The following is a 20,158-nucleotide window of genomic DNA, read 5'->3' as shown; positions in this document are numbered from 1 at the left end:
GTGGGCGGCGCCAGATTGACGTGTTCCTTCTGGTAATAGAATCACCTACTATCTGAGCAGGCTATGTAGAAACGAGTGCACAATGCGCGGCGCTGAATTCGCAGAACTGAAGGCGTTCGTCGCCGTCGTGGACAGGTCCAGCTTCGCCAAAGCCGCGGATCACCTGGGGTTGTCGCGGTCAGCCCTCAGCCAGACCATTCGCCAGCTGGAGTCGCGGCTGGGCGTGCGCTTGTTGAACCGGACGACACGCAGTGTTTCTCCGACCGAGCCGGGGCGGCGGCTGCACGAACGCATGGCGCCGATGCTGCGTGAAATGAACGCGGCCGTGGCGGAGGCGGTCGACACACGCACGCACGCCTCGGGCACGCTGCGCATCAACACGCTCAGCATGGCCGCCAAGCGACTGATCGCGCCACGCCTGGGGCGTTTTGCACGTGCCCATCCCGATGTGGTGCTGGATATCGTGATCGATGACACCTTGAGCGACATTGCCGGGGAGGGCTTCGATGCCGGCATCCGCGTGGGCAATCGCCTGCAGAAGGATATGGTGGCGGTCCGGATGACGCCGGATGTCGAACTGCTGGCCGTCGCATCGCCGGAGTACCTTGCCCGCTACGGTGAACCGAGAACGCCTGCGGATCTAAGTCGTCATGCCTGCATCAATTGGCGCTTCCCCGGCAGCGGCAGGATCGCGGGCTGGGAATTCAGTAAAAAGGGCAAAACGGTTGAGTTTTTTGGCGAAGGCAGCGTGATTTCCAACCACCAGGACATCATCGTGCCGGCGGCGTTGCAAGGGCTCGGCATCCTGTATGCCTACAACGACGATGACATCGCCGAGGCACTGCGCGATGGCCGACTGCGGCGCGTGCTGGCGGACTGGTCGCCGACGGTGCCCGGTCTTTATCTGTACTACTCGAGCCGACGGCACATGCTGCCGGGGTTGCGGGCCTTCATCGACTGCATGCTGGATCGTGATCTGGGCAGTGAGGCATCTATACCCTCCGCGCATGAGTGATATGCACTCCCGCTCTTCTTCTCGCATGGTCCCGAAGATAGATTCCCCTGACAATCTGTCACGGAGTGACCCATGCAGACTCGCACGCGCCTTCGCACTCTGGTGCCCAGCCTCCCCTCCACACTGCTCTGGGTTGCGGTTTCCCTCTGCGCCACGACCGCCATGGCCAACGAGCCACTGCAGATCGATTCGCAAGGCAGCTTCCTCGCTGGGGGCACGACCAAGAAGGAGTCTGGCACGTTCGATCCGTTGAAGCCCTCCAATCCGGATGGCCAGAGCTATCACGGCGATCACGTCTACGCCTTCTACCAGAAGCCGGTGGACGCGCGCACGTTGCCCATCGTGATGTGGCACGGTGCGGGCCAGTCTTCGAAGAGCTGGGAGACGACGGCCGATGGGCGTGAGGGCTTCCAGAACCTGTTCCTGCGTCGTCGTTTCGCTACCTATCTGATCGATCAACCCCGACGCGGCAAGGCCGGCCGAAGCATGGTCGAGGCGACGCTGAAGCCCGTGGCAGACGATCAGATGTGGTTCAACCAGTTCCGGATCGGCCTCTGGCCAAACTACTTCGGTGGCAGCCAGTTCCCGAAAGGGGAGGCCGCGCTTGACCAGTTCTTCCGTTCGGTCACGCCCAACACCGGCCCCTTCGACCTCGGCGTAGTGTCGGACGGGGTAGCCGCCGTGCTGCAGAAGACAGGGCCTGCGATCCTGTTTACCCATTCGCAGGCGGGCGGTCCTGGCTGGATGACGGCCATAAAAAGCCCCAACGTCCGCGCGATCGTCGCGTTCGAGCCTGGCAGCAGCTTCGTGTTCGCAAAGGACGATGCGCCGGCACCGATTCCCAGCGCGTTCGATACCGTCGCTCCCGCGCTGGTTTCGCCCGCGGAATTCAAGGCGCTGACCCGGATCCCGATTCTGGTGCTGTATGGCGACAACATTCCTGACAAGCCGGTTGACCTGCCGGCGCAGGACAGTTGGCGGGCCCGGTTGGAAATGGCCCGCGCCTGGCGTGATGCCGTCAATCGGCAGGGCGGTGATGTCACCCTGATCCATCTGCCGGAGATGGGAATCCGTGGCAACAGCCACTTCCTCTTCTCAGACCTCAACAACGTCCAGATCGCCGATCTGGTGAGTGAGTTCCTGCAGAAGAAGCATCTGGATCGTTGAGCCGGACCGCGCCCGTGCATGGATCGCGCCATGGAGTGTGGCGTCCTGGATGCTGCGCCGCTCGCCAATTCGTCATTCATATCATGCACGCATGAGTGATATCCGGCTGATGCTCTGTTTCCATGGGTGCACGGGCGTTAGGTTTACTCCTGAACCCCGCCACCGTCGGCCCGCAACACGCGCCGTCAGGGGTAACGTACAAACCCGGAGCACTTGAATGAAGCACATCGTGCACGCCACGCTGTTGGCGATGTCTCTCGGCTTGGCAGCAGGCAATGCCTCCGCTGCCGACTACACACTCAACCCCTTCCAACTGGCCTACGAAGGTGCGATCACGCGCAATGTGCCCATTGAGGTCAACATTCACTCGGTGTCCTATCCGCTGAATGGAATCGAGATCGCGGCAAACTTCTACACGCCCGCCAATTTTGATGCCTCGCGGAAGTACCCGACCATCGTGGTTGCCCACCCCAATGGCGGGGTCAAAGAGCAGGTGGCCGGCCTGTACGCGCAACGCCTGGCCCAGCAGGGCTACATCGCCATTGCCGCCGATGCGGCCTATCAGGGGGCAAGCGGCGGCCAGCCGCGCAGCGTGGACATGCCTTCCCACCGCATCGAGGACATCCACGGCATGGCGGACTTCATCAGTCGATTCCCCTGGGTGGACACCTCGCGCCTGGGCTTGCTCGGCATCTGTGGTGGCGGCGGCTACTCGCTGGCGGCCGCGCAGACCGACAAGCGCTTCAAGGCCGTAGCCACGATCAGCATGTTCAACTCTGGCCGAGTGCGCCGCAACGGTTATGCCGACTCGCAGCTGGACACCATCCAACAGCGCCTGCAGCAGGCTTCGCAGGCGCGCGCACAGCAGGCCGCCGGCGGCGAAGTGCTGTACTCCGGCGATGCCAACCTCAGCGACGAGCAGATCGCCAAGCTCCCCTTCGATCTGTATCGGCAGGGCTATGAGTATTACTGGAAGACGCATGCCCATCCCAATTCCACCTTCCGCTACACGACCAGCAGCCTGCTGGACCTGATGCGCTGGGACGCCACCAACCAGATCGAGCTGATCAACCAACCACTGCTGATGATTGCCGGCAGCAAGGCGGACAGTCTGTACATGACCCAGGATGCCTTCGCCAAAGCAACCGGTACCATCGACAAGCAGCTGGTGCTGCTGGAGGGGGCCACGCACATCGAGACCTACTGGGTGCCGAAGTACGTGGATGCTGCCGTCGCCTCGCTCACCACGTTCTACACCCGGACGCTTGCACCATGACCACGCCTCGTAAATCACCCGCGCAGACGGCGCTGCTGGGCGCTGCATTGAGCGTGGCGGCACCGTTCTCCGGCGCCGGCGAAATGCCCATCCAGCAGATCACCCGGTCGGGAACACAATCGTCCGTTGCCGGTCCAGCAGAGACCTTCGTTGGCAAAGTGCGCGTGGATCCGCTGTTCCCAGCGGACAAGGACGTGCAGGTCTCATCCGCATACGTCAGCTTTGAGCCGGGCGCGCGTTCGGCCTGGCACACCCATCCCGCCGGGCAGCGATTGGTGGTTACCTCTGGCGTTGGGCTGACCCAGGAATGGGGCAAGCCGGTGCAGCAGATACACGCCGGGGATGTGGTGGTGTGTCCGGCCGGGGTCAAGCATTGGCACGGCGCCGCGCCGCACAACGCGATGACCCATCTCGCGGTAACCGGTGTGGCAGAGGGAAAATCGGTGGCCTGGCTGGAGCAGGTGAGTGATGACCAGTACCGCCAAGCGTCAGCAGGCATCGAGGCGCCCGTTGCCGGGCCGCTTTCGCCGAGGCAGCAGGCGATCCCGCTGATTGCAGCCGCTGCGGCCAGCAGCGACATGCCCCAGCTCAATGCCGCCTTGCGCCGGGGACTGGATGCTGGCCTGACGCTGAGCGAGACAAAGGAAGTGCTCGTGCAGCTGTATGCCTATGCGGGGTTCCCGAAGAGCCTCAACGCCTTGGGCGAGCTGATGAACGTCGTGCGCGCACGTGAGGTGCAAGGCATCGCCACCGCGCCCGGGCAACCGCCCACCGGGAAGGTTCCCGTAGGCGATGCACTCCGCGCGGTGGGCACCGCCAATCAGACCCGGATCTCCGGTGTCCCGGTGACCGGGCCGGTCATGGACTTCGCCCCGATCATCAACCAGTACCTGCAGACGCACCTGTTCGGCGAGATCTTCGAGCGCGACAACCTGGACTGGCAAAGCCGTGAGCTGGCGACGGTGGGTGCACTGGCAGTGATGCCCGGCGTGGAGGCGCAGCTGCGCTCGCACATGGCGGCCAGCCAGCGCGTGGGCCTCAGCCGCGCACAGTTGCAGCACGTGGCCCGACTGCTGGCCCACAACGGTTACGCGGCCGCATCCACCCGCGCGGTGCAGGCGTTGGAACAGACCCCGGCACCCAAGCCCTGACAGCGCCCCACATGGAGACCGGAATGAACGATCTGCCCACCAACGCCCAACGCCGCTCGATCCTGAAGGGCGCCGCCACGCTGGCTGCACTGCCGCTGGCCGGCGCGCTGGCCACTTCCACGGCAAACGCCACCCCCGCAGCTGCAGCGCCGAGAATGGACGCCCGCCGCATGCTCGGAACGCTGCAGGTTTCCAGCATCGGGTTGGGCGTGCAGAACATGAGCCGCACCTACCAGACCACCATCCCCTCCCGCACCGAGATGCACCGCATCATCCGCGCTGCGTTTGATCGCGGGATGACGTTCTACGACGCAGCCGAGGCCTATGGCCCGCACGAAGTGGAACGGATCCTGGGGGAGGGGGTTGCCTCGTTCCGCAACGAAGTGGTGATCGCCACCAAGTTCGGCTGGAACATCGACCTGGAAACCGGTGCGCGTGGCCCGGGCCTGATCAGCAGGCCAGCGCATATTAAACGGGCAGTGGAGGGCATGCTCAAGCGGCTGCGTACCGACCGCATCGATCTGCTGTACCAGCACCGCGTGGACCCGCAGGTGCCGATCGAAGACGTGGCCGGTGCGATCCAGGACCTGATGACCGAGGGCAAGGTGCTGCATTGGGGCCTGTGCGAGATGGGCCTGAAGACGCTTCGCCGCGCGCACGCTGCGCTGCCGGTGGCCGCTGTGCAGAGCGAGTACTCGATGCTCTGGCGCGGCCCCGAACAGGAGGTGCTTGCTGCGTGCGCCGAGCTGGGCATCGGATTCGTGCCGTGGAGCCCACTGGGCGTCGGCTTCCTGACCAGTGCGATCGACGCCCGGACACGGTTTGCCGAGGGCGACATTCGCGGCATCGAAACGCGTTTCGCCCCGCCGAACCTGGAACACAACCTGGCATTGGTGGACCTGCTCAGCGACTGGGCCGCGCGAAAACAGGCGACGCCTGCGCGGATCGCACTGGCCTGGCTGATGGCGCAGCGACCTTGGATCGTGCCGATCCCCGGCACCACGCAGATGGCACATCTGCTGGACAACCTGGGCGCAGGCGGGGTTATCTTCAACGACGGTGAGCTGCAGGAGCTCAACGCGGCAGTTGCCGCGGTGGCAGTGCAGGGCGAGCGTCTTCCGCCAGTAGTGCAGGCATACAGCGGCGTCGAGGCGCCTCTGCGTTAGGGCTCAATCCCGATAGCGCAACGCATCACGCAACAGGGTGAACGCAGGCGACGACTGCCTGCGACTCGGGTAGTACAGATGGTAGCCGGGGAAGGAGGGGCACCAGTCCTGCAGGACATGGACCAAGGTGCCCGCCTGCACGTTGGTGCGGACGAGATCCTCGGGCATGTAGGCCAGCCCCAGCCCCTCCAGCGCGGCGCCCAGGCGCAGCGCGATGTTGTTGAACACCAGTTGGCCTTCCACCCGTACTTTCAGTTCCTGCCCCTTTTTCTCGAACTCCCACGCGAAGATGCCACCATGGGTTGGCAGGCGGATGGTGATGCAGTTGTGCCGGGTGAGGTCGTGCGGCGATTTCGGTTTCGGATGGCGCTGGAAATAGGCAGGCGATCCGACCACGGCCATGCGCAGGTCAGGCCCAACGCGCACGGCAATCATATCCTTGGCCACCTGTTCGCCCATGCGGATGCCGGCGTCGAAGCCCTCGGCGACGATGTCGGTCAACCCGTAGTCGACGATCACTTCGATGTTCAGATCGGGATTGGCCGGCAGCAGCCTGCCCAGTACCGGCTGCATCACGGTGAGCGCGGCATGTTCACCTGCCGTGATGCGCAGGCGACCGGCGGGCTTGTCGCGAAAAGCGTTGAGCTGGGCCAACTCCGTGTCGATTTCCTCGAAGCGCGGTGCAATCACCCGCAGCAGCTGCTCCCCGGCCTCGGTGGGCGACACACTGCGGGTGGTCCGGGCAAGCAGGCGCACACCCAGGCGCTCTTCCAGCTGCCGCATCGATCGGCTCAGGGCAGGCTGGGACATGCCCAGCTGGGCCGCAGCCCGGGTAAAACTGCGCTCCCGCGCCACCAGGACGAACATGGCCAACTGGTCGTAGTTCTCTACGCTCATTGATGCGCACCGGATATAAGCGATATCCGATTATGCCTCTGCAAGAATGTGTTTGGGGGGCGTAGATTGGCGTCATGACAAAGCCAACCGCCAATCACGGTTGCCGGGCAGTGGTCGCCGCTCTGGCCTCGCTGCCGCTGGGATGCTCCGCTGCGGAGCCGCAGGAGGGCGCGGCCGCGGGTCGATCGAATGCACGGACACTGGTTGCGTGCTTCTCGCGCTCGGGCAACACCCGGGTCGTTGCCGGGCTCATTCATCGCAGCATGCCCAGCGACCTGTTCGAGATACAGCCGGCTGTGGACTATCCGGCGGACTACCTGGAAACGGTGGCCAAGGCGCGGCAGGAGCGCGACGACGGGGTAGAACCGGCGCTGCGCACCCACATTGCCGGCATTGGTCGCTATGACACCGTCTACCTAGGCTTTCCGATCTGGGGCGAGACCGCGCCGCCGATCATTCGTTCGCTGTTGTCGCGGCACGACATGAGGGGCAAGACGATCGTGCCGTTCATCACCCATGGCGGCTTCGGCGTGGGCAGCAGCCTGCGCGTCCTGGCCAGCCATGCACCCAACGCCCGCATCCTGGATGCATTCGTGATGCAGGCCGACCAGGAACGCAACACCATGGAGAGCGTCAACGCCTGGTTGGCCACTCCGCACGGCACGATGAGGATTCGACCATGAAGACCCGTACCCTTGGACAAGGCCTTGAAGTTTCTGCCCTCGGCCTCGGCTGCATGGGCATGAGCGCGGCGTATGGCCCGGCCGCAGACAAGCTGGAAATGATTGCGCTGATCCGCACGGCGGTGGAGCGCGGCATCACCCACTTCGACACCGCCGAAGCCTACGGCCCCTTTGCCAACGAAGACCTGGTGGGCGAGGCACTGGCGCCCGTTCGTGACCAGGTCGTGATCGCCACCAAGTTCGGTTTTGACATCGACCCGGTGACCGGTGCCCGCGGCACAGGTACCAACAGCCAGCCCGCCCACATCCGGGCCGCCGTAGAGGCCAGTCTGAAGCGGCTTCGCACCGAGCGGATCGACCTTCTGTACCAGCATCGCGTTGACCCGGCGGTGCCCATCGAGGAGGTGGCCGAGGCGGTGAAAACCCTCATTGCGGAGGGCAAGGTTGCGCACTTCGGCCTTTCCGAAGCGGGTGTGCAGACTATCCGCAGGGCACATGCGGTGCAGCCGCTGACGGCAGTGCAGAGCGAATACTCACTGTTCTGGCGCGAGCCAGAGAAGGCGCTTCTTCCGTTACTTGAAGAGCTGAACATTGGCTTCGTACCCTTCAGCCCGCTGGGCGCAGGGTTCCTGACCGGAAAGATCGACGAGAACACGCAGTTCGATGCAACGGATTTTCGTAATGCGGTGCCGCGTTTCTCCGCGGAGGCACGCCGGGCCAACATGGCATTGGTCGAAGTGGTGAAGACGATGGCGGCAGAGAAGGGCGGCACGCCTGCTCAGGTTGCCTTGGCCTGGTTGCTGGCTCAGCGATCCTGGATCTCGCCGATCCCTGGCACCACCAAGCCCCATCGGCTGGATGAGAATCTGGGCGCGGTGGATCTAGTGCTCGATGCGGCCGACCTGGCGCGTATCGATGAGGACGTGGCCCGCATCAGTATCAGCGGTGAGCGCTTGCCGGAAGCTGCGTTGAAGATGACCGGCAAGTGAGCGATGGCGGGCGGGGTGCTCGGAGGATGTCTGCTTCTGATACAGAGCAGATACTGAGCAGGGGAGATTAGGGTTCGTCATCGAGGGTAGGGCGGACTGATCTTTACCTTCCTTAGAGGTCGCTCTTTCCCCTGCAATCAGGCGGTAGTGCAGGTCGGGCCGTGACTGACGCGAAGCACTGGAAATGACACATACGCCGCTCTCCGCCGCCACCAGTCCAGGTACCGTCTGGACCTTCCAGGGCCGGCTGGCGAAACGGAGTGCTGGTCGAGGTCATGCCGGAATTCCGAGCGGTGGAACTGGGCATCTTCGCGGTGTATCCCACGCGGAAACAGCTTCCGGTTTGGGGCAAGGACTTGCGGGACGTAGAGATCGATGTTGACCGGACGCGCCTGGTCGGTGATCGTTCGAAGTACGCACGGATGTCAGTCGGGGGAGTATGGAGCAGTTGCTAAGTCTGGCCGGAGGTCAGCTCAAGATCGTCATGGGTTTGGCTATCGTGGCCCTTGGGGCGTTCCGGTGGCTGATTGGACGAAGGGATCTTCAGTTCGTCCGACGCCGAGAATTCCTCCAATACTGGAAAAATCCGTGGGAACTCGATGCATTGAGTGTTGAGGTTCTTTCGCGGCAGCTGTTCGGCACCTATCTGCCGGCAGCTGTGGTCCGAGGGGTGTGTGATCGGTCAGGTGCCGAGGTGTGCCGGACGCTAGGTGATCTGTCCGACGTATGGAGCCTGATTGAGTGGAATCAGGAGACCCAGCAGATCCGCTGGAAGTCCAAGGCGGCATCTGCTACGAGACGGGCAAGTTGGAATCTGATCTTCTGGCTGATCTACTTTGTATCGGCCTTCGTCGGAGGATTGATTCTATTTCTGCTGGCATCCACTTCTACTGACGTAAGCAACGCCACCTCTGTTGCATATTCCTTATGGGGCATCATGCTTGTTGGCGTATCGGGCGTGGCTCTATGGCGAACGGACACTTGGGCAGCCGCGACGAGGCTGGGTGACGTGTTCCTGGAAGATGTAAACAGGTTGGCGCTAGTCGAGAGAGATGCATCCGACCCAGGTTCTGGGTCTCAACGAACAGCGCAGGCCTGCGGAGCCGAAGACCAGTAAGCCGGAGTCTTACATAATATACATTATGCGAAATGAATGATGCGCCGTCTTTCGTGGGTCTGGCTCTGGATCAAGTCTTGTGTCAGTTTTCCTGATTCTTGTCCTTTTGCTTAGGATTGTGCCCCTTCTTGATTTCATTGGGAATTTTGAGGCATTCAGGGACATCATCCTAAATAAGGAAGTGTCGGCTGTAGCTGCCTTCTACCCTGTTCGTAAGACGGTTGGCGTACGGTTCCTCCATGGTCAGGTTCAATTTCAGCAGTTCCAAATCTGAGTCAGCTGTGGCCGAGAGCTACAACCAGTGGTTCCGAGCAAAAATTGAGCGCGCCATTGCCGATGCGCGACCGGCGATTCATCACGATCAGTGTTCGTCATCAGACAATTCTGCCCCGTTGAGGTAGAGATTCTGGTTCGCGAGGCAGACATTGTTGGACCGCCGTAAGCCATCGCAGATATTTCTGGGTGTTAGTTGTCTGGATGAACAAAGTTCCGCCCTTTGATCGCCTGGGTGCGCCGGGTTCAAATGCAGCTGTATGAATCGCCCAGGGTTTTCTAGACAGTCGTCAGCCGTTTAGTGCGTACTGCTTCTCGAACTCTACCGGGGACAGCCCGTCGTTGGAACTGTGCCGCCGTTTTGGGTTGTAGAACATCTCGATGTACTGGAAGACGTCGGCCCGTGCCTCGTCGTGATTGCTGTAGATCCTCCGCTTAATACGCTCCCGCTTCAGTAGCTGGAAGAAGCTCTCCATCGCTGCGTTGTCATGGCAGTTTCCTCGTCGACTCATGCTGCACACGATGTCGTGCTCGCGCAGGAAGCTCTGCCAGTCTTCGCTGGTGAACTGGGTTCCCTGGTCGGAGTGAAGCAGAAGCCCGGGGCTTGGCTTGCGCCGCCACACTGCAGCCAATAGCGCCTGCAAAACCAGGTCCGTATGTTGAGTTGGTCGGGTTGCCCATCCAACGACCTGACGCGAAAACAGATCAAGCACTACCGCCAAGTACAGGAAGCCGTCGTACGTGCGGATGTAGGTGATGTCCGTGACCCACGCGCGATTTGGCTCACTGACTTTGAAGCCGCGAGCCAGAACGTTCTTGGCGACTGATCCAACAGGGCCGCTCAATGGGCGTGGTCGCCGACCGTAGCCGACCATTGCCCGCAGCCCCTCGCTCTTCATCAAGCGTGCCACGCGATGACGACTACACGTCTCGCCAAGCTCGCGCAGATCTGTGGTCACTTTGCGGTGGCCATACACAGAGCCGCTTTCCAGCCAGCTGTGCTTGATTAGGCCGAGCAACCGCTGATCGTCCTTGTCGCGAGCGCTTGCCGGCTCTTTTAGCCAGGCGTAGTAGCCACTGCGATGGACGCCAAGCATCCGACACATCGCCGCGAGGCCGAACTCATCTGCGTGTTGCTTCATGAAGGCGTACTTTGCTCTTACCCCTTTGCAAAGTACGCGGCGGCTTTTTTTAGGATGTCTCGCTCTTCAGTGACCCTGCGTAGCTCAGCCTTGAGGCGGCGCACTTCCGCGTTCTGGTCCTGCTCGACACGCCGGCCAACATCGCCTTTGCCTTGTTGCCGCTTCCAGCCGTAAAGACTATGGATCGACACGCCCAGTCGCTCGGCAACCTCCGCTACCGGACGGCCGTACTCAACGATCTGTCGGACCGCCTCGATCTTGAACTCATCGGTGTACCGCTTCGTGCTCATAACCACCTCCGCCTAAGCCATAGTTTATGGCTGCGAGGTGTCTACGGAACCCTGGGCGATTCAAATGGGCAGAGTACGCGTGGTCTAACGATCAGAGGATTGAAGCACTGACCGGGCAGGTATTCAGCGAGGCGTACCGTCAGCAGGTGTTGCTCGGTCCGCATGGCAGCTTCGATTCGGGTCCGATGACCCGTGCACTGACCTTGGCGCGCGGCCTCGACAGACGCCTGGAGCTACCGCTGCTCCACCACTTCCAGCGGCAGCGGTACATCGACGGCCGGGAGACCAGCAGCGCGAGGGTCGCTGCGGCCATCACGTCCGGCTTCCTTGAGCGGCATGGATACGCTTCTGACCCAGTGGTGTTTGCCGAGCAGCTCAACGCTGACGATGCGCTGGCCCTTTTGGCTTGCGAACGCATCGATGAAACTCAGCGCATGATGGAGAGTGAACAGGTCCGGGGCGTTCTAAAGCTGTATCTCCAGACTGCTGGCCAGCTGCAGCCGGTGAGCTCTGAAGTCCTCTATCAGGGAGCGGATGCCGTTCTCGAAGCCATCGCCGTGATGCGGCAAATGCCTGCATAGATCGATAGCTGATATCGAGCACTTCGGTGCCCCTGTCTCCACTGCCCAGCCCTCTCTCACAGCGGCGCCGTCTACACGGCATTCGCCAACAGGAGTACTTATGAAATCAGTCGTAGCCAGTTCATTCGGCCCTGCGCCCACCATGCACATTGAACAACGGCCAGTACCGTCGCCACGTGAGGGCTACACGTTGGTTCGCATGCACGCTGCTACCGTTAACCCACTTTCAAGCCAGGTCCTCGCGGGTATTGTCGAGCACGCACGCGCACCATTGGTGCTGACTAATGACGGTGCCGGTATTGCTGAACACAGCGGCGCTTTTGAGCCAGGAACACGCGTGGCCATCTACGGCGGTGCCGCACTCGGCGTTACTGAGGATGGCCTGCAGCAGCAGTGGGCATTGGTGCAGGACAAGCGCATCATCCGCCTTCCTGATTCCATCACCCTGGATCAGGGGGCCGCCTTTCCCATCAACTACGTCACCGCCTACCAGGCTTTGACCCGCATTGGACAGGTGAAGGACGGGCAGACAGTGCTGATCTCTTGAGCGTCCGGGTCCGTGGGACACGCACTGATCCAGATGAGCAGAGCGCTGGGAGCCATGCCGAGTGCCGTCGTTTCCTCGGCCGCCGAGGTTGAACGAGCGAAGTGGTCTGGTGCTGAGGTTGTTGTGGATCTGGCCGAAGATGATCTGCGTGCAAGCGTGCTGAGAGGCACCGGCGGGAAAGGTGCAGACCTGGCCTTGGATCCAGTTGGTGGCAAGGTGCTCGGCCGCTCCCGCTCCACCCGCCCGGGCCCGGGCAGAACATGAACAAGCCTCAGCTTGCTGAGAACTATGATGCAAGGTATCTTCCCGGCCACGTCCGTATGGGTCGAAGCAGCACGTGACTTCCCTTGCCATCCACGCCAAGCGCTACGCCTTGGCACTGCTACTTGCAGTGCTGGTAATAGTGCCTGTCGTCGATGCTTCGGTCTGTTTCTCTGAAGAGCAGTCCCATCAGGAAGTAGCAGGGCCAGGCGAGAGGCACTCCGACAAGGCACACCCAGCCTGTGGTCATGGTCATTGCCATCACAGCAGTGCATTCGTGGCGTCTAACGGATTTGCGCCGGGCGAGGCGCCACTGGATGAGGGTGGGCACGTGTTCTACGAGCGGCCCGTGGCGCCCCACACCCCCGACAGGCTGATTAGACCTCCCAGGGCTTGATCGCGACCCAGGCGCTAGGCGCCTGTTCGTCCTTCTGCGATCACCCTTAGCGGATCTTTCCATGATCACATCTTGTTTCTGGGCGCTTTGTGCGTCCGGCCGACGCGTGCCTGCTCGCGCAGTCGCCGAACGGCACCGTGCCGCCTCTAAGAAGGCGGCTTGAATGCCCCTCTCAATATCTACCTACCTCCGAACTCCGCGCGGTCAAGCGGCACTGCTGATGGCAACCGCTACGGTGGTCCTCGGTGCGGGCCTGGGCCTGCGCGACCCTTGGCCTGCCGATGAGCCGAGATTCGCCTTGGTTGCCTCCCAAATGGTGGACAGCGGAAACTGGCTGTTCCCACGCCGCGGTGGAGAGCTGTACGCAGACAAGCCTCCGCTCTTCATGTGGATCCAGGCTGCCCTGCTGCAGCTGACCGGAAATCTCAGGATTGCCTTCCTGCTTCCCTCGGTGCTGTCAGGTATCGCATGTGTGTGGATGACCTACGACCTAGGACGGCGCTTGTGGTCCAAGCAGGCCGGGATCTACGCAGGTTGGGCGCTACTCCTCGCCGTGCAGTTCACTCTGCAGATGAAGCGCGCGCAGATCGATCCCCTGCTGCTTGCATGGGTCACCTTGGCCCACTACGGCCTCATTCGGCACATTGTTCGCGGTCCGGATTGGCGGATGTGGACCGTGGCGTGGTTTGCGGCCGGGTTGGGAGTGATCACCAAGGGCGTGGGAGTGATTGCACTCTTCATGCTGGTTCCAGCCCTGGCGCTGACGTTTTCCAGGAAGATGAGTGCTTCTTGGATAGGTGATCGACGCGCGTGGCTGGGACCCCTGGCCTTGTTGGTCGCGATTGGCATCTGGCTCATTCCGATGCTGATCGCTGTATGGATCCACCCCACCCAAGAGAACCTTGAGTACGCGCGTAACATCCTGTTCCGCCAGACGATCCAGCGTTACGGAAACTCATGGCATCACTTCCAGGCACCGTGGTACTTCCTCGTAGTTATAGCTACGTCGTGGTTGCCAACGATCGCCCTTCTTCCCTGGGCGGGGCCAAGCCTCTACAAAGGGCTTTGTCGCTTTGACGAACGTCTATGGCTTCCGGTCGGCAGCCTCGCCCTGATCGTACTGTTCTTTTCAGTTCCTGCAGGAAAGCGAGACATGTACATCCTCCCCGGCCTGCCGATGCTGTGCTTGGCGCTCGCTGCGTCTCTTCCAGACATTGTCGGAAGAGTCGGAGTACGAAGATTGGCGACCGCGTTTGTCTCGCTCCTGGGTACGGCAACGGCGACCTTGGGGATATGGATGCTCGCTTCCAACCCTCGGTTCGAAGTGAAGCTTCTCACTGAGCGTGGCTCTAGTGAGGACTCGCACTCGATCGCCATCCTGGTCCTCCTCGCCTCGTTGCCCTTGCTGGTTGGTGCGGCTCTCTCACTTTCAGGCAGCGCCTGGAAGGGGCTGCTCACGGGGATGAGTGGTTTTTGGGTCGTCTACGGGTTTGCGGGTCCCAGCGTCCTGAACGAGGCAAGCTCATCCCGGGGGCTCATGGAACAGGTGAGCACACGCATCGGACCTTCGGCGCAACTGGGACTGGTCGGTTGGCGCGAGCAGCAATTGCTCATGTCGCAATCAGCCACGGCGGAGTTCGGCTTCAATCGGCCTGCTAGGCAGCAGCTTGCCACGGCATTGAGTTGGCAGCAGGAGCGCCAGGACGTGCGTTGGCTGCTCATTGAGGGGTCGGTGCTAGAGAACTGCGGTGATCGAAGGCCGGATCCATCCTTGCAGTTTGGAGTAGCCAATCGAAGAACCTGGTGGCTCATTCCGGCTGGAGCTCTATCGACATGCGAAACCTCAATTCGCTAGACCTCGCCGCCGCTTCCGAGTGTCGAGGGCGTCAGGTCCTTTGCACCTGTACTGCCCCTCTGAGCGCCCCTTAAGTAGACCCGCGAGCACAGCGACTTCGGTTTGCACAGCGCCGGCGTACTCGCCATGAGCGCGTCTGCGGGTCCATCAAACGGAAAAACAAATGGACTACTTGAAAAAATGCTTCAGCCGGAGTGATCGGCAAGGCCGAGCTGTCTCAGATCCACTCGGTCGGCTTGGGAGGCATGTCAGGGGACCTCAGCTGGGGATCAGTACTCTGATCATCGTTGTGGCGTTGTACTTCACGTTGTTCCTCAACAACGCCTTCTTTGCAGAGGTCATCGCCAAGAGTGGTGTTGATGGAGCGGCCCGTGCGCTGCTTCTCTTGTCAACGGCAGCGATTCTTACCTCCTTGAACGTACTCTTTCTTGGGTTGTTGTGCACTCGATGGACGGTAAAGCCCGTCGTTTCCTTGCTTCTTGTCGTGTCCGCTGCTGCCGCCTACAACTCAGACAATTACAGCGTCTACTTCGATGCAAGCATGGTGCGAAACGTGCTGAAGACTGACAGCGCAGAGGCTGGCGAGCTGCTGACCTGGGGATTCTTCCTTGCGGTGTTGATGAAAGGCGTGTTTCCAGCCGTCGTGGCATGTACGGTTCGGATCCGGCGTCCCTCCAGTCTGGCGAGCGCCGTACTTGCTAGAGTCCTTCTGCTCGGCGTTTCTGTCGTGGTCATAACTGGCGCGGCCTTCGCCTCGTTCGACAACCTGTCCTCGCTCATGCGTAACCACAAGCCAGTCAGGTACTTGGCAACACCCGGAAACTATCTTGCTTCCATTGCCAAGGTTGTCCGAGAACAGACGCGAGCCGAACGGGGTCCGATTCAGGTGGTCGGTCCGGACGCCAGAATGAAGCCCCATCCACCAGGTGCGAAGCCACACTTTCTGGTCATAGTCGTAGGCGAGACGGTTCGCGCGCAGAACTGGGGACTGAATGGATATAGCCGGCAGACAACGCCACAGCTGGCGGCATCGGACGTTGTCAACTTCTCGGACGTGACTGCCTGCGGGTCAAATACTGAAGTTTCCGTGCCTTGTATGTTCTCGGTGTATGGAAGGCGAGACTACGATCGAGACAAGATCAGGGGCTCAGAGTCGCTGCTTCATGTGCTTGAGCGAGCTGGCATCAAGACGTTATGGCGGGACAACCAGACAGGTTGTAAGGGGGTTTGCGCGGACCTGGCGTTTGAGTCCTTCCGCGTGCCTATCAAGGATGGGTTGTGCGATGACCAAGCGTGCCGCGATGAGATCATGTTGCGGGGATTGCATGACGCGATCGATGACAATCCGGGTGATGTTGTGGTCGTTCTGCATCAGCTGGGGAACCACGGGCCGAGCTACTACAAGCGATATCCCGAGGTTCTGAGGAGGTTCACGCCTGACTGCCGCAATGCAGATCTGGGCAAGTGCACACGCCAGCAGATCGTCAATGCGTATGACAACGCAGTTCTTGCAACAGATGACTTCTTAGGAAAGGCCATCCGCATGCTTGAGCAGGATCAAAGCCATGACACTGGATTGATCTACGTATCCGACCACGGTGAGTCACTGGGCGAGGCGAACGTCTATCTCCACGGTCTCCCCTATGCCATTGCTCCCGACACTCAGATCAAAGTGCCCATGGTCATGTGGATGTCCGAGGGCATGAAGAGCAGCAACAACCTGGACCTTCAATGTGTCCGGGACCGATCAAAGCGGCCGGCCAGCCACGACAACCTCTTCCATTCTGTACTCGGCCTCATGCAGGTCCGGACGAAGTCGTTGGACGAAAGCCTGAATCTTTTCTCCGGTTGTTCCATCAACTCCGGGTCCACCCCATAACGGGCGACAACGAGCACGCTGCTGGAAGCGCCCAGCAGCGGCTCTTGGGGTCCTAAATTAAGGAAGCAACGCAGTGGCAGATATGTACGGTCATCGTCCGCGGAGCATTGCCCGCGTCTTCAAGGCGCTCCGCTGGTCCCTCCAAGGACTACGATCAGCTTGGCTGCATGAATCCTCGTTTCGACTCGAGGTTGTCGCGGCCGTGGTGGCACTACCGGCAGCGATTCTGCTGGGCCACTCAGCGGTAGAGCGAGCACTTCTAATGGGGAGCGTGCTGGCTGTGCTGGCCTTGGAGCTGCTGAACTCCGCCATCGAAGCGGTTATCGAACGCTACGGCCCAGAGATCCATGAGCTGGCCGGTCGCGCCAAAGACATGGGTTCGGGCGCTGTGTTCGTGGCTCTTTGCAACGTGGCGCTCATTTGGGCCCTGGTTCTGCTGGGTTGACCCTCTAGGCACCCTAACCTGAACAGGACCCGACAGCGCGTCCGGTGTCGTAACTGTAGTATTTCTATGTAATTGTATCCGTCCAGACGAGGTTGCTAGCCTTCCCCCATGCGTCGCTCTCTGCCCGCCATCCGTATGTACCTGATGCTGCTGCTTCTGGCGGTGTTCGTGGTCGTGCCCGTGGCTGAGGCATTGGCATGCGCGCAGGAGGCTCCAGCCACCGTAGGTGACATGCACGGCGTCTCAGGCGAATCGGACCAGGACCCCGGCAAGGGCAAGGATTCGTCTGGCGCCGATGCCTGTGGCCATGGGCATTGCCACCATTCAACGGCAAGCCTGCCAACTGCCGGTCACGATGATCTCTTCGCCGATGGCCGGATCTCGCTGCACAGTACCAAGCACGCGGACGTCTACGCGTTCCGACTCGACGGTCCCATGCGCCCCCCCCGTATCTGATCTGGCTCTGCCCCGCACTTGCGGGTCATTCGCTCAGATAATTTACGGGAGTTTTTATGTCGATTTTGACAGGCCGGTCGCTTTCAGCGACCGGGTTGGCTGTGGCTATTCTGTTGGCGTTGGTGCCAACCGGACATGTGGCTGCTCAAACTGCACCATCTTACGAATCGTTGCTTTCTCGCTTGGACCAGATGCCTGCGACCGTCCAGGGCGTCGCGCTGGCTGAGGCCGCCGAGGCGCGGGTACAACAGGCTCGGGCACTACCCAATCCAACGGTCTCCATCGAAGCGGAAAATGCATACGGCACGGGACCCTATAAAGGCTTTTCCAACGCTGACAGCATTGTCACGCTTTCCCAGCCATTGGAGATCTGGGGTCAACGAGGGGCCCGAGTGCGCGCCGCGCGTGCGGAGGCAGGCGCGGCAGGCTTACGGGGTGATCTGATGCGCAGTGACGCAGCCGGGCGCTTGGCGGCAACATATGCCGAAGCAGAGGCTGCGTTGCGCCGTTATGAACTGGCCAGCGAAGCATTGGCGTTGATTGAACAGGACGCTAAGGCCGTGGCTGCGATGGTCAGCGAGGGCCGTGAGCCCAACCTGCGCGGTGTGCAGGCACGGAGCGAGGTCGCCAATGCGAAGGCAAGCCTGGATGAGGCCGAGGCCTACCGGGATGCGGCGCTTGCGCGCCTGGCCGGGGTGTCCTTGGTGGACAGTCCCCTGACCGACATCGGTGAAAGCCTGCTTGACCGCGTGCCCTCTCACCCAGTCGCTATTGAGGCACCCCCGCTTGCCGTTCGCATTGCACAGGCTGAAGCGGAGGCCTCCGGTCGCCTTATAGATGTCGAGCGCAAGCGTGCCTTGCCACAATTGAGTGCGTCCGTGGCTCAGACGCGCTTCCGCCAAGCAGGCGACCAGGCCTACAACGTGGGCATCAGCCTTTCGATCCCCCTATTTGACCGTAACCGCGGTGCGATCCAGGCCGCCTACGCGGAACAACGTGCTGCCGAAGCGGTTCTGGTTGCTCAGAAGAGTGACAGTGAAGCAGCCCGCTTGGGGGCAGTTGCGAGTCTCAAAGCATCCAACAGCCGCGCACGGGCCGCAGATGAGAGCGTACAAGCTGCAGACGAAGCCTATCGGCTGGCCCGCATCGGATTCGAGGCAGGTCGTATATCGCAATTGGAGCTGCGTAGCACGCGATCAACCCTGATCGCTGCTCGTGGCAGTGCTGTGGATGCCCGTCTTAGCCGGGTGGCAGCAGAAATCGACCTCGCCCGCCTTGAAGGGCGCGCACCGTTTGTGGAGGCAAAATGAACAAGTACGGAAACAAAACGCTCATCGGAGCGACGCTGTTGGCTACCTTGCTGATGACCGGCGGGCTGACCGCATGCAGTGGCGGTGCCCAGGAGGATGCTAAATCCAGTGGTGCCCAGGCAGAGAAGCCGGCTGGCAAGGATGACGGTCACGACGATCACACAGCTGACGCTAAGCCGGGCTCCGCCGAGGCGCACAGTGAGGGTGATGGCGATGGCGATCACGGCGAAGAGGAGGCCGAGGAAGGTGTAGTCAAGCTGACCCCTGACCAGATCAAGGCTTCTGGCATCGGCGTGGTGGCTGTCGGGCGCGGCGGTGGCGCATCGACCCGCCTAGCTGGGCGCGTCGAGCCGGCCATCGGGGGGCGTGCTGCGATCGCATCAACGGTCACCGGCCGCGTTGAACGCGTGCTTGTTGCACCTGGTACGGCCGTCAAGAGCAACCAGCCCCTGGTGATCGTTGTCAGTGGAGAAGCCGCGACGTTCAAGGCCGCCGCTACTGCCGCAGCGGCGGAGGCCGAAGCCATCCGCCTGGCCTACGGCCGCGATAAATCCCTTGTCGAGCAAGGCGTAGTGGCACGCCAGGAGCTGGAGGCGTCGCGTGCGCGATCTTTGGCCGCGGATGCTGCCGCTAGTGCTGCACGTGCGCAGGTTGCGGCCAGCGGGTCTCCGGACAGTTCCGGCCGGGTGACCATCTCGAGTCCTGTCGCTGGCTTGGTTGGCAACGTCCAAGTGACGCCCGGTGGCGTCGTCTCAGCTGGGACGCTTGTTGCGGAGGTTTCCAATCCCGACATGAATGAACTCGTATTCACTGCACCGCCAGCACTGGCCACTCTCGCGGTGCCCGGAATGAAGCTGGAAGTGACTGGCCCGGGCGGAAGCTTCGAAGCTGAGGTCATTGCCGCCGCTGCGAATGTGATGCAGCAGGGCGGCACTGCGACCATTCGCGCCAAACCAATTTCGGAGAAGTTGCCACCGGCCGGCTCCCCCGTTTCGGCCGTCATCATCGCCGATGGCGCCGCCGGAGGCATGAGCGTGCCGGCAGATGCGGTCCAAAGCGTTGATGGCAGAAGTGTTGTCTTCGTTGCCGTCGAGGGTGGTTTCAAGGCAACGCCGGTACTCGCTGGCCGTCGTGCAGGTAATCGAATCGAAATCCTTAGCGGCCTGACGGGTAGTGAGCGCCTCGTAGGCGCCAATGCCTTCCTGCTCAAGGCCGAACTGGCCAAGGGTGAAGCCGAGCACGGCCACTAAGGGAACTCATA

The 20,158-nt window shown here is 61.5% G+C and carries 19 protein-coding genes; 17 read left to right on the top strand and 2 right to left on the bottom strand.

The window, feature by feature from the left end; genetic code table 11:
- Positions 1-82: 82 nt before the first annotated feature.
- The 5 genes from POS15_RS07310 to POS15_RS07290 all read left to right on the top strand — a co-directional run bounded on the left by POS15_RS07310 (position 83) and on the right by POS15_RS07290 (position 5,775).
- On the top strand, positions 83-1,015 hold the full coding sequence (locus tag POS15_RS07310) for a LysR family transcriptional regulator (protein WP_284129293.1): 933 nt from the start codon (positions 83-85) through the stop codon (positions 1,013-1,015).
- Between the two features lie 72 nt (positions 1,016-1,087).
- Positions 1,088-2,182, top strand: coding sequence for an alpha/beta fold hydrolase (locus POS15_RS07305; protein ID WP_284129292.1), 1,095 nt, complete (start codon positions 1,088-1,090; stop codon positions 2,180-2,182).
- A 217-nt stretch (positions 2,183-2,399) separates the two neighbouring features.
- Entirely contained in the window at positions 2,400-3,458 is a 1,059-nt protein-coding gene (locus POS15_RS07300) for an alpha/beta hydrolase (protein ID WP_284129291.1), read from the top strand.
- Positions 3,455-4,609: a carboxymuconolactone decarboxylase family protein gene (locus POS15_RS07295; protein ID WP_284129290.1), complete on the top strand. Its 1,155-nt coding sequence runs from the start codon at positions 3,455-3,457 to the stop codon at positions 4,607-4,609. Before POS15_RS07300 ends, POS15_RS07295 begins: the two co-directional genes overlap by 4 nt.
- Positions 4,610-4,632: 23 nt before the next feature.
- Complete coding sequence (locus POS15_RS07290; RefSeq protein WP_343311959.1) at positions 4,633-5,775, top strand: aldo/keto reductase; 1,143 nt, start codon at positions 4,633-4,635, stop codon at positions 5,773-5,775.
- A 3-nt stretch (positions 5,776-5,778) separates the two neighbouring features.
- On the opposite strand, the gene POS15_RS07285 is transcribed toward POS15_RS07290, so the two are convergent.
- Positions 5,779-6,672 carry a LysR family transcriptional regulator gene (locus tag POS15_RS07285; RefSeq protein WP_046272417.1) on the bottom strand — a complete coding sequence of 298 codons (894 nt, stop codon included), beginning with the start codon at positions 6,670-6,672 and terminating at the stop codon, positions 5,779-5,781.
- 74 nt (positions 6,673-6,746) lie between these two features.
- On the opposite strand from POS15_RS07285, the gene POS15_RS07280 reads away from it, so the two are divergent.
- From POS15_RS07280 to POS15_RS20420, 4 genes are all read left to right on the top strand, one after another.
- Positions 6,747-7,355 carry a flavodoxin gene (locus tag POS15_RS07280; RefSeq protein ID WP_284129289.1) on the top strand — a complete coding sequence of 203 codons (609 nt, stop codon included), beginning with the start codon at positions 6,747-6,749 and terminating at the stop codon, positions 7,353-7,355.
- The gene (locus tag POS15_RS07275) at positions 7,352-8,344 is read left to right on the top strand and encodes an aldo/keto reductase (RefSeq protein WP_284129288.1); all 993 of its coding nucleotides are present in this window, start codon (positions 7,352-7,354) and stop codon (positions 8,342-8,344) included. The genes POS15_RS07280 and POS15_RS07275 overlap by 4 nt, the downstream gene beginning before the upstream one ends.
- Positions 8,345-8,783: 439 nt before the next feature.
- Positions 8,784-9,461, top strand: a complete 678-nt coding sequence (locus tag POS15_RS07270) for a hypothetical protein (protein WP_284129287.1) — start codon at positions 8,784-8,786, stop codon at positions 9,459-9,461.
- A 239-nt stretch (positions 9,462-9,700) separates the two neighbouring features.
- Positions 9,701-9,862 carry an antitoxin gene (locus POS15_RS20420; protein WP_343311958.1) on the top strand — a complete coding sequence of 54 codons (162 nt, stop codon included), beginning with the start codon at positions 9,701-9,703 and terminating at the stop codon, positions 9,860-9,862.
- A 162-nt stretch (positions 9,863-10,024) separates the two neighbouring features.
- Here POS15_RS20420 and POS15_RS07265 read toward each other — a convergent pair.
- A protein-coding gene (locus POS15_RS07265; protein WP_087944428.1) for an IS3-like element ISStma9 family transposase occupies positions 10,025-11,166 on the bottom strand; the annotation gives its coding sequence in 2 pieces (ribosomal slippage) (positions 10,025-10,929 and positions 10,929-11,166; 1,143 coding nt in all).
- 185 nt (positions 11,167-11,351) lie between these two features.
- On the opposite strand from POS15_RS07265, the gene POS15_RS07260 reads away from it, so the two are divergent.
- The 8 genes from POS15_RS07260 to POS15_RS07225 all read left to right on the top strand — a co-directional run bounded on the left by POS15_RS07260 (position 11,352) and on the right by POS15_RS07225 (position 20,147).
- Positions 11,352-11,747 carry a hypothetical protein gene (locus tag POS15_RS07260; protein ID WP_284129286.1) on the top strand — a complete coding sequence of 132 codons (396 nt, stop codon included), beginning with the start codon at positions 11,352-11,354 and terminating at the stop codon, positions 11,745-11,747.
- Between the two features lie 100 nt (positions 11,748-11,847).
- A complete protein-coding gene (locus POS15_RS07255; RefSeq protein WP_146027639.1) occupies positions 11,848-12,294 on the top strand; it encodes a zinc-binding alcohol dehydrogenase family protein in 447 nt (148 codons plus the stop codon).
- An 878-nt stretch (positions 12,295-13,172) separates the two neighbouring features.
- Positions 13,173-14,807 (top strand): glycosyltransferase family 39 protein, encoded by a 1,635-nt coding sequence (locus POS15_RS07250; RefSeq protein WP_167390411.1) that lies wholly within the window; start codon positions 13,173-13,175, stop codon positions 14,805-14,807.
- Between the two features lie 163 nt (positions 14,808-14,970).
- Positions 14,971-16,686, top strand: a complete 1,716-nt coding sequence (locus POS15_RS07245) for a phosphoethanolamine--lipid A transferase (protein ID WP_284129285.1) — start codon at positions 14,971-14,973, stop codon at positions 16,684-16,686.
- A gap of 73 nt (positions 16,687-16,759) precedes the next feature.
- Positions 16,760-17,131 (top strand): diacylglycerol kinase, encoded by a 372-nt coding sequence (locus tag POS15_RS07240; protein ID WP_101098476.1) that lies wholly within the window; start codon positions 16,760-16,762, stop codon positions 17,129-17,131.
- Positions 17,132-17,239: 108 nt separating this feature from the next.
- On the top strand, positions 17,240-17,587 hold the full coding sequence (locus tag POS15_RS07235) for a hypothetical protein (RefSeq protein ID WP_046272799.1): 348 nt from the start codon (positions 17,240-17,242) through the stop codon (positions 17,585-17,587).
- 56 nt (positions 17,588-17,643) lie between these two features.
- A complete protein-coding gene (locus tag POS15_RS07230; RefSeq protein WP_182338194.1) occupies positions 17,644-18,897 on the top strand; it encodes a TolC family protein in 1,254 nt (417 codons plus the stop codon).
- A gap of 53 nt (positions 18,898-18,950) precedes the next feature.
- On the top strand, positions 18,951-20,147 hold the full coding sequence (locus POS15_RS07225; protein ID WP_312329106.1) for an efflux RND transporter periplasmic adaptor subunit: 1,197 nt from the start codon (positions 18,951-18,953) through the stop codon (positions 20,145-20,147).
- Positions 20,148-20,158 lie beyond the last annotated feature (11 nt).

Source organism: Stenotrophomonas sp. BIO128-Bstrain (assembly GCF_030128875.1).
In the GTDB taxonomy this organism is placed as follows: domain Bacteria; phylum Pseudomonadota; class Gammaproteobacteria; order Xanthomonadales; family Xanthomonadaceae; genus Stenotrophomonas; species Stenotrophomonas bentonitica_A.
The sequence above is the reverse complement of the archived record's forward strand: the minus strand, read 5'-3'. Positions and strand labels throughout refer to the sequence as shown.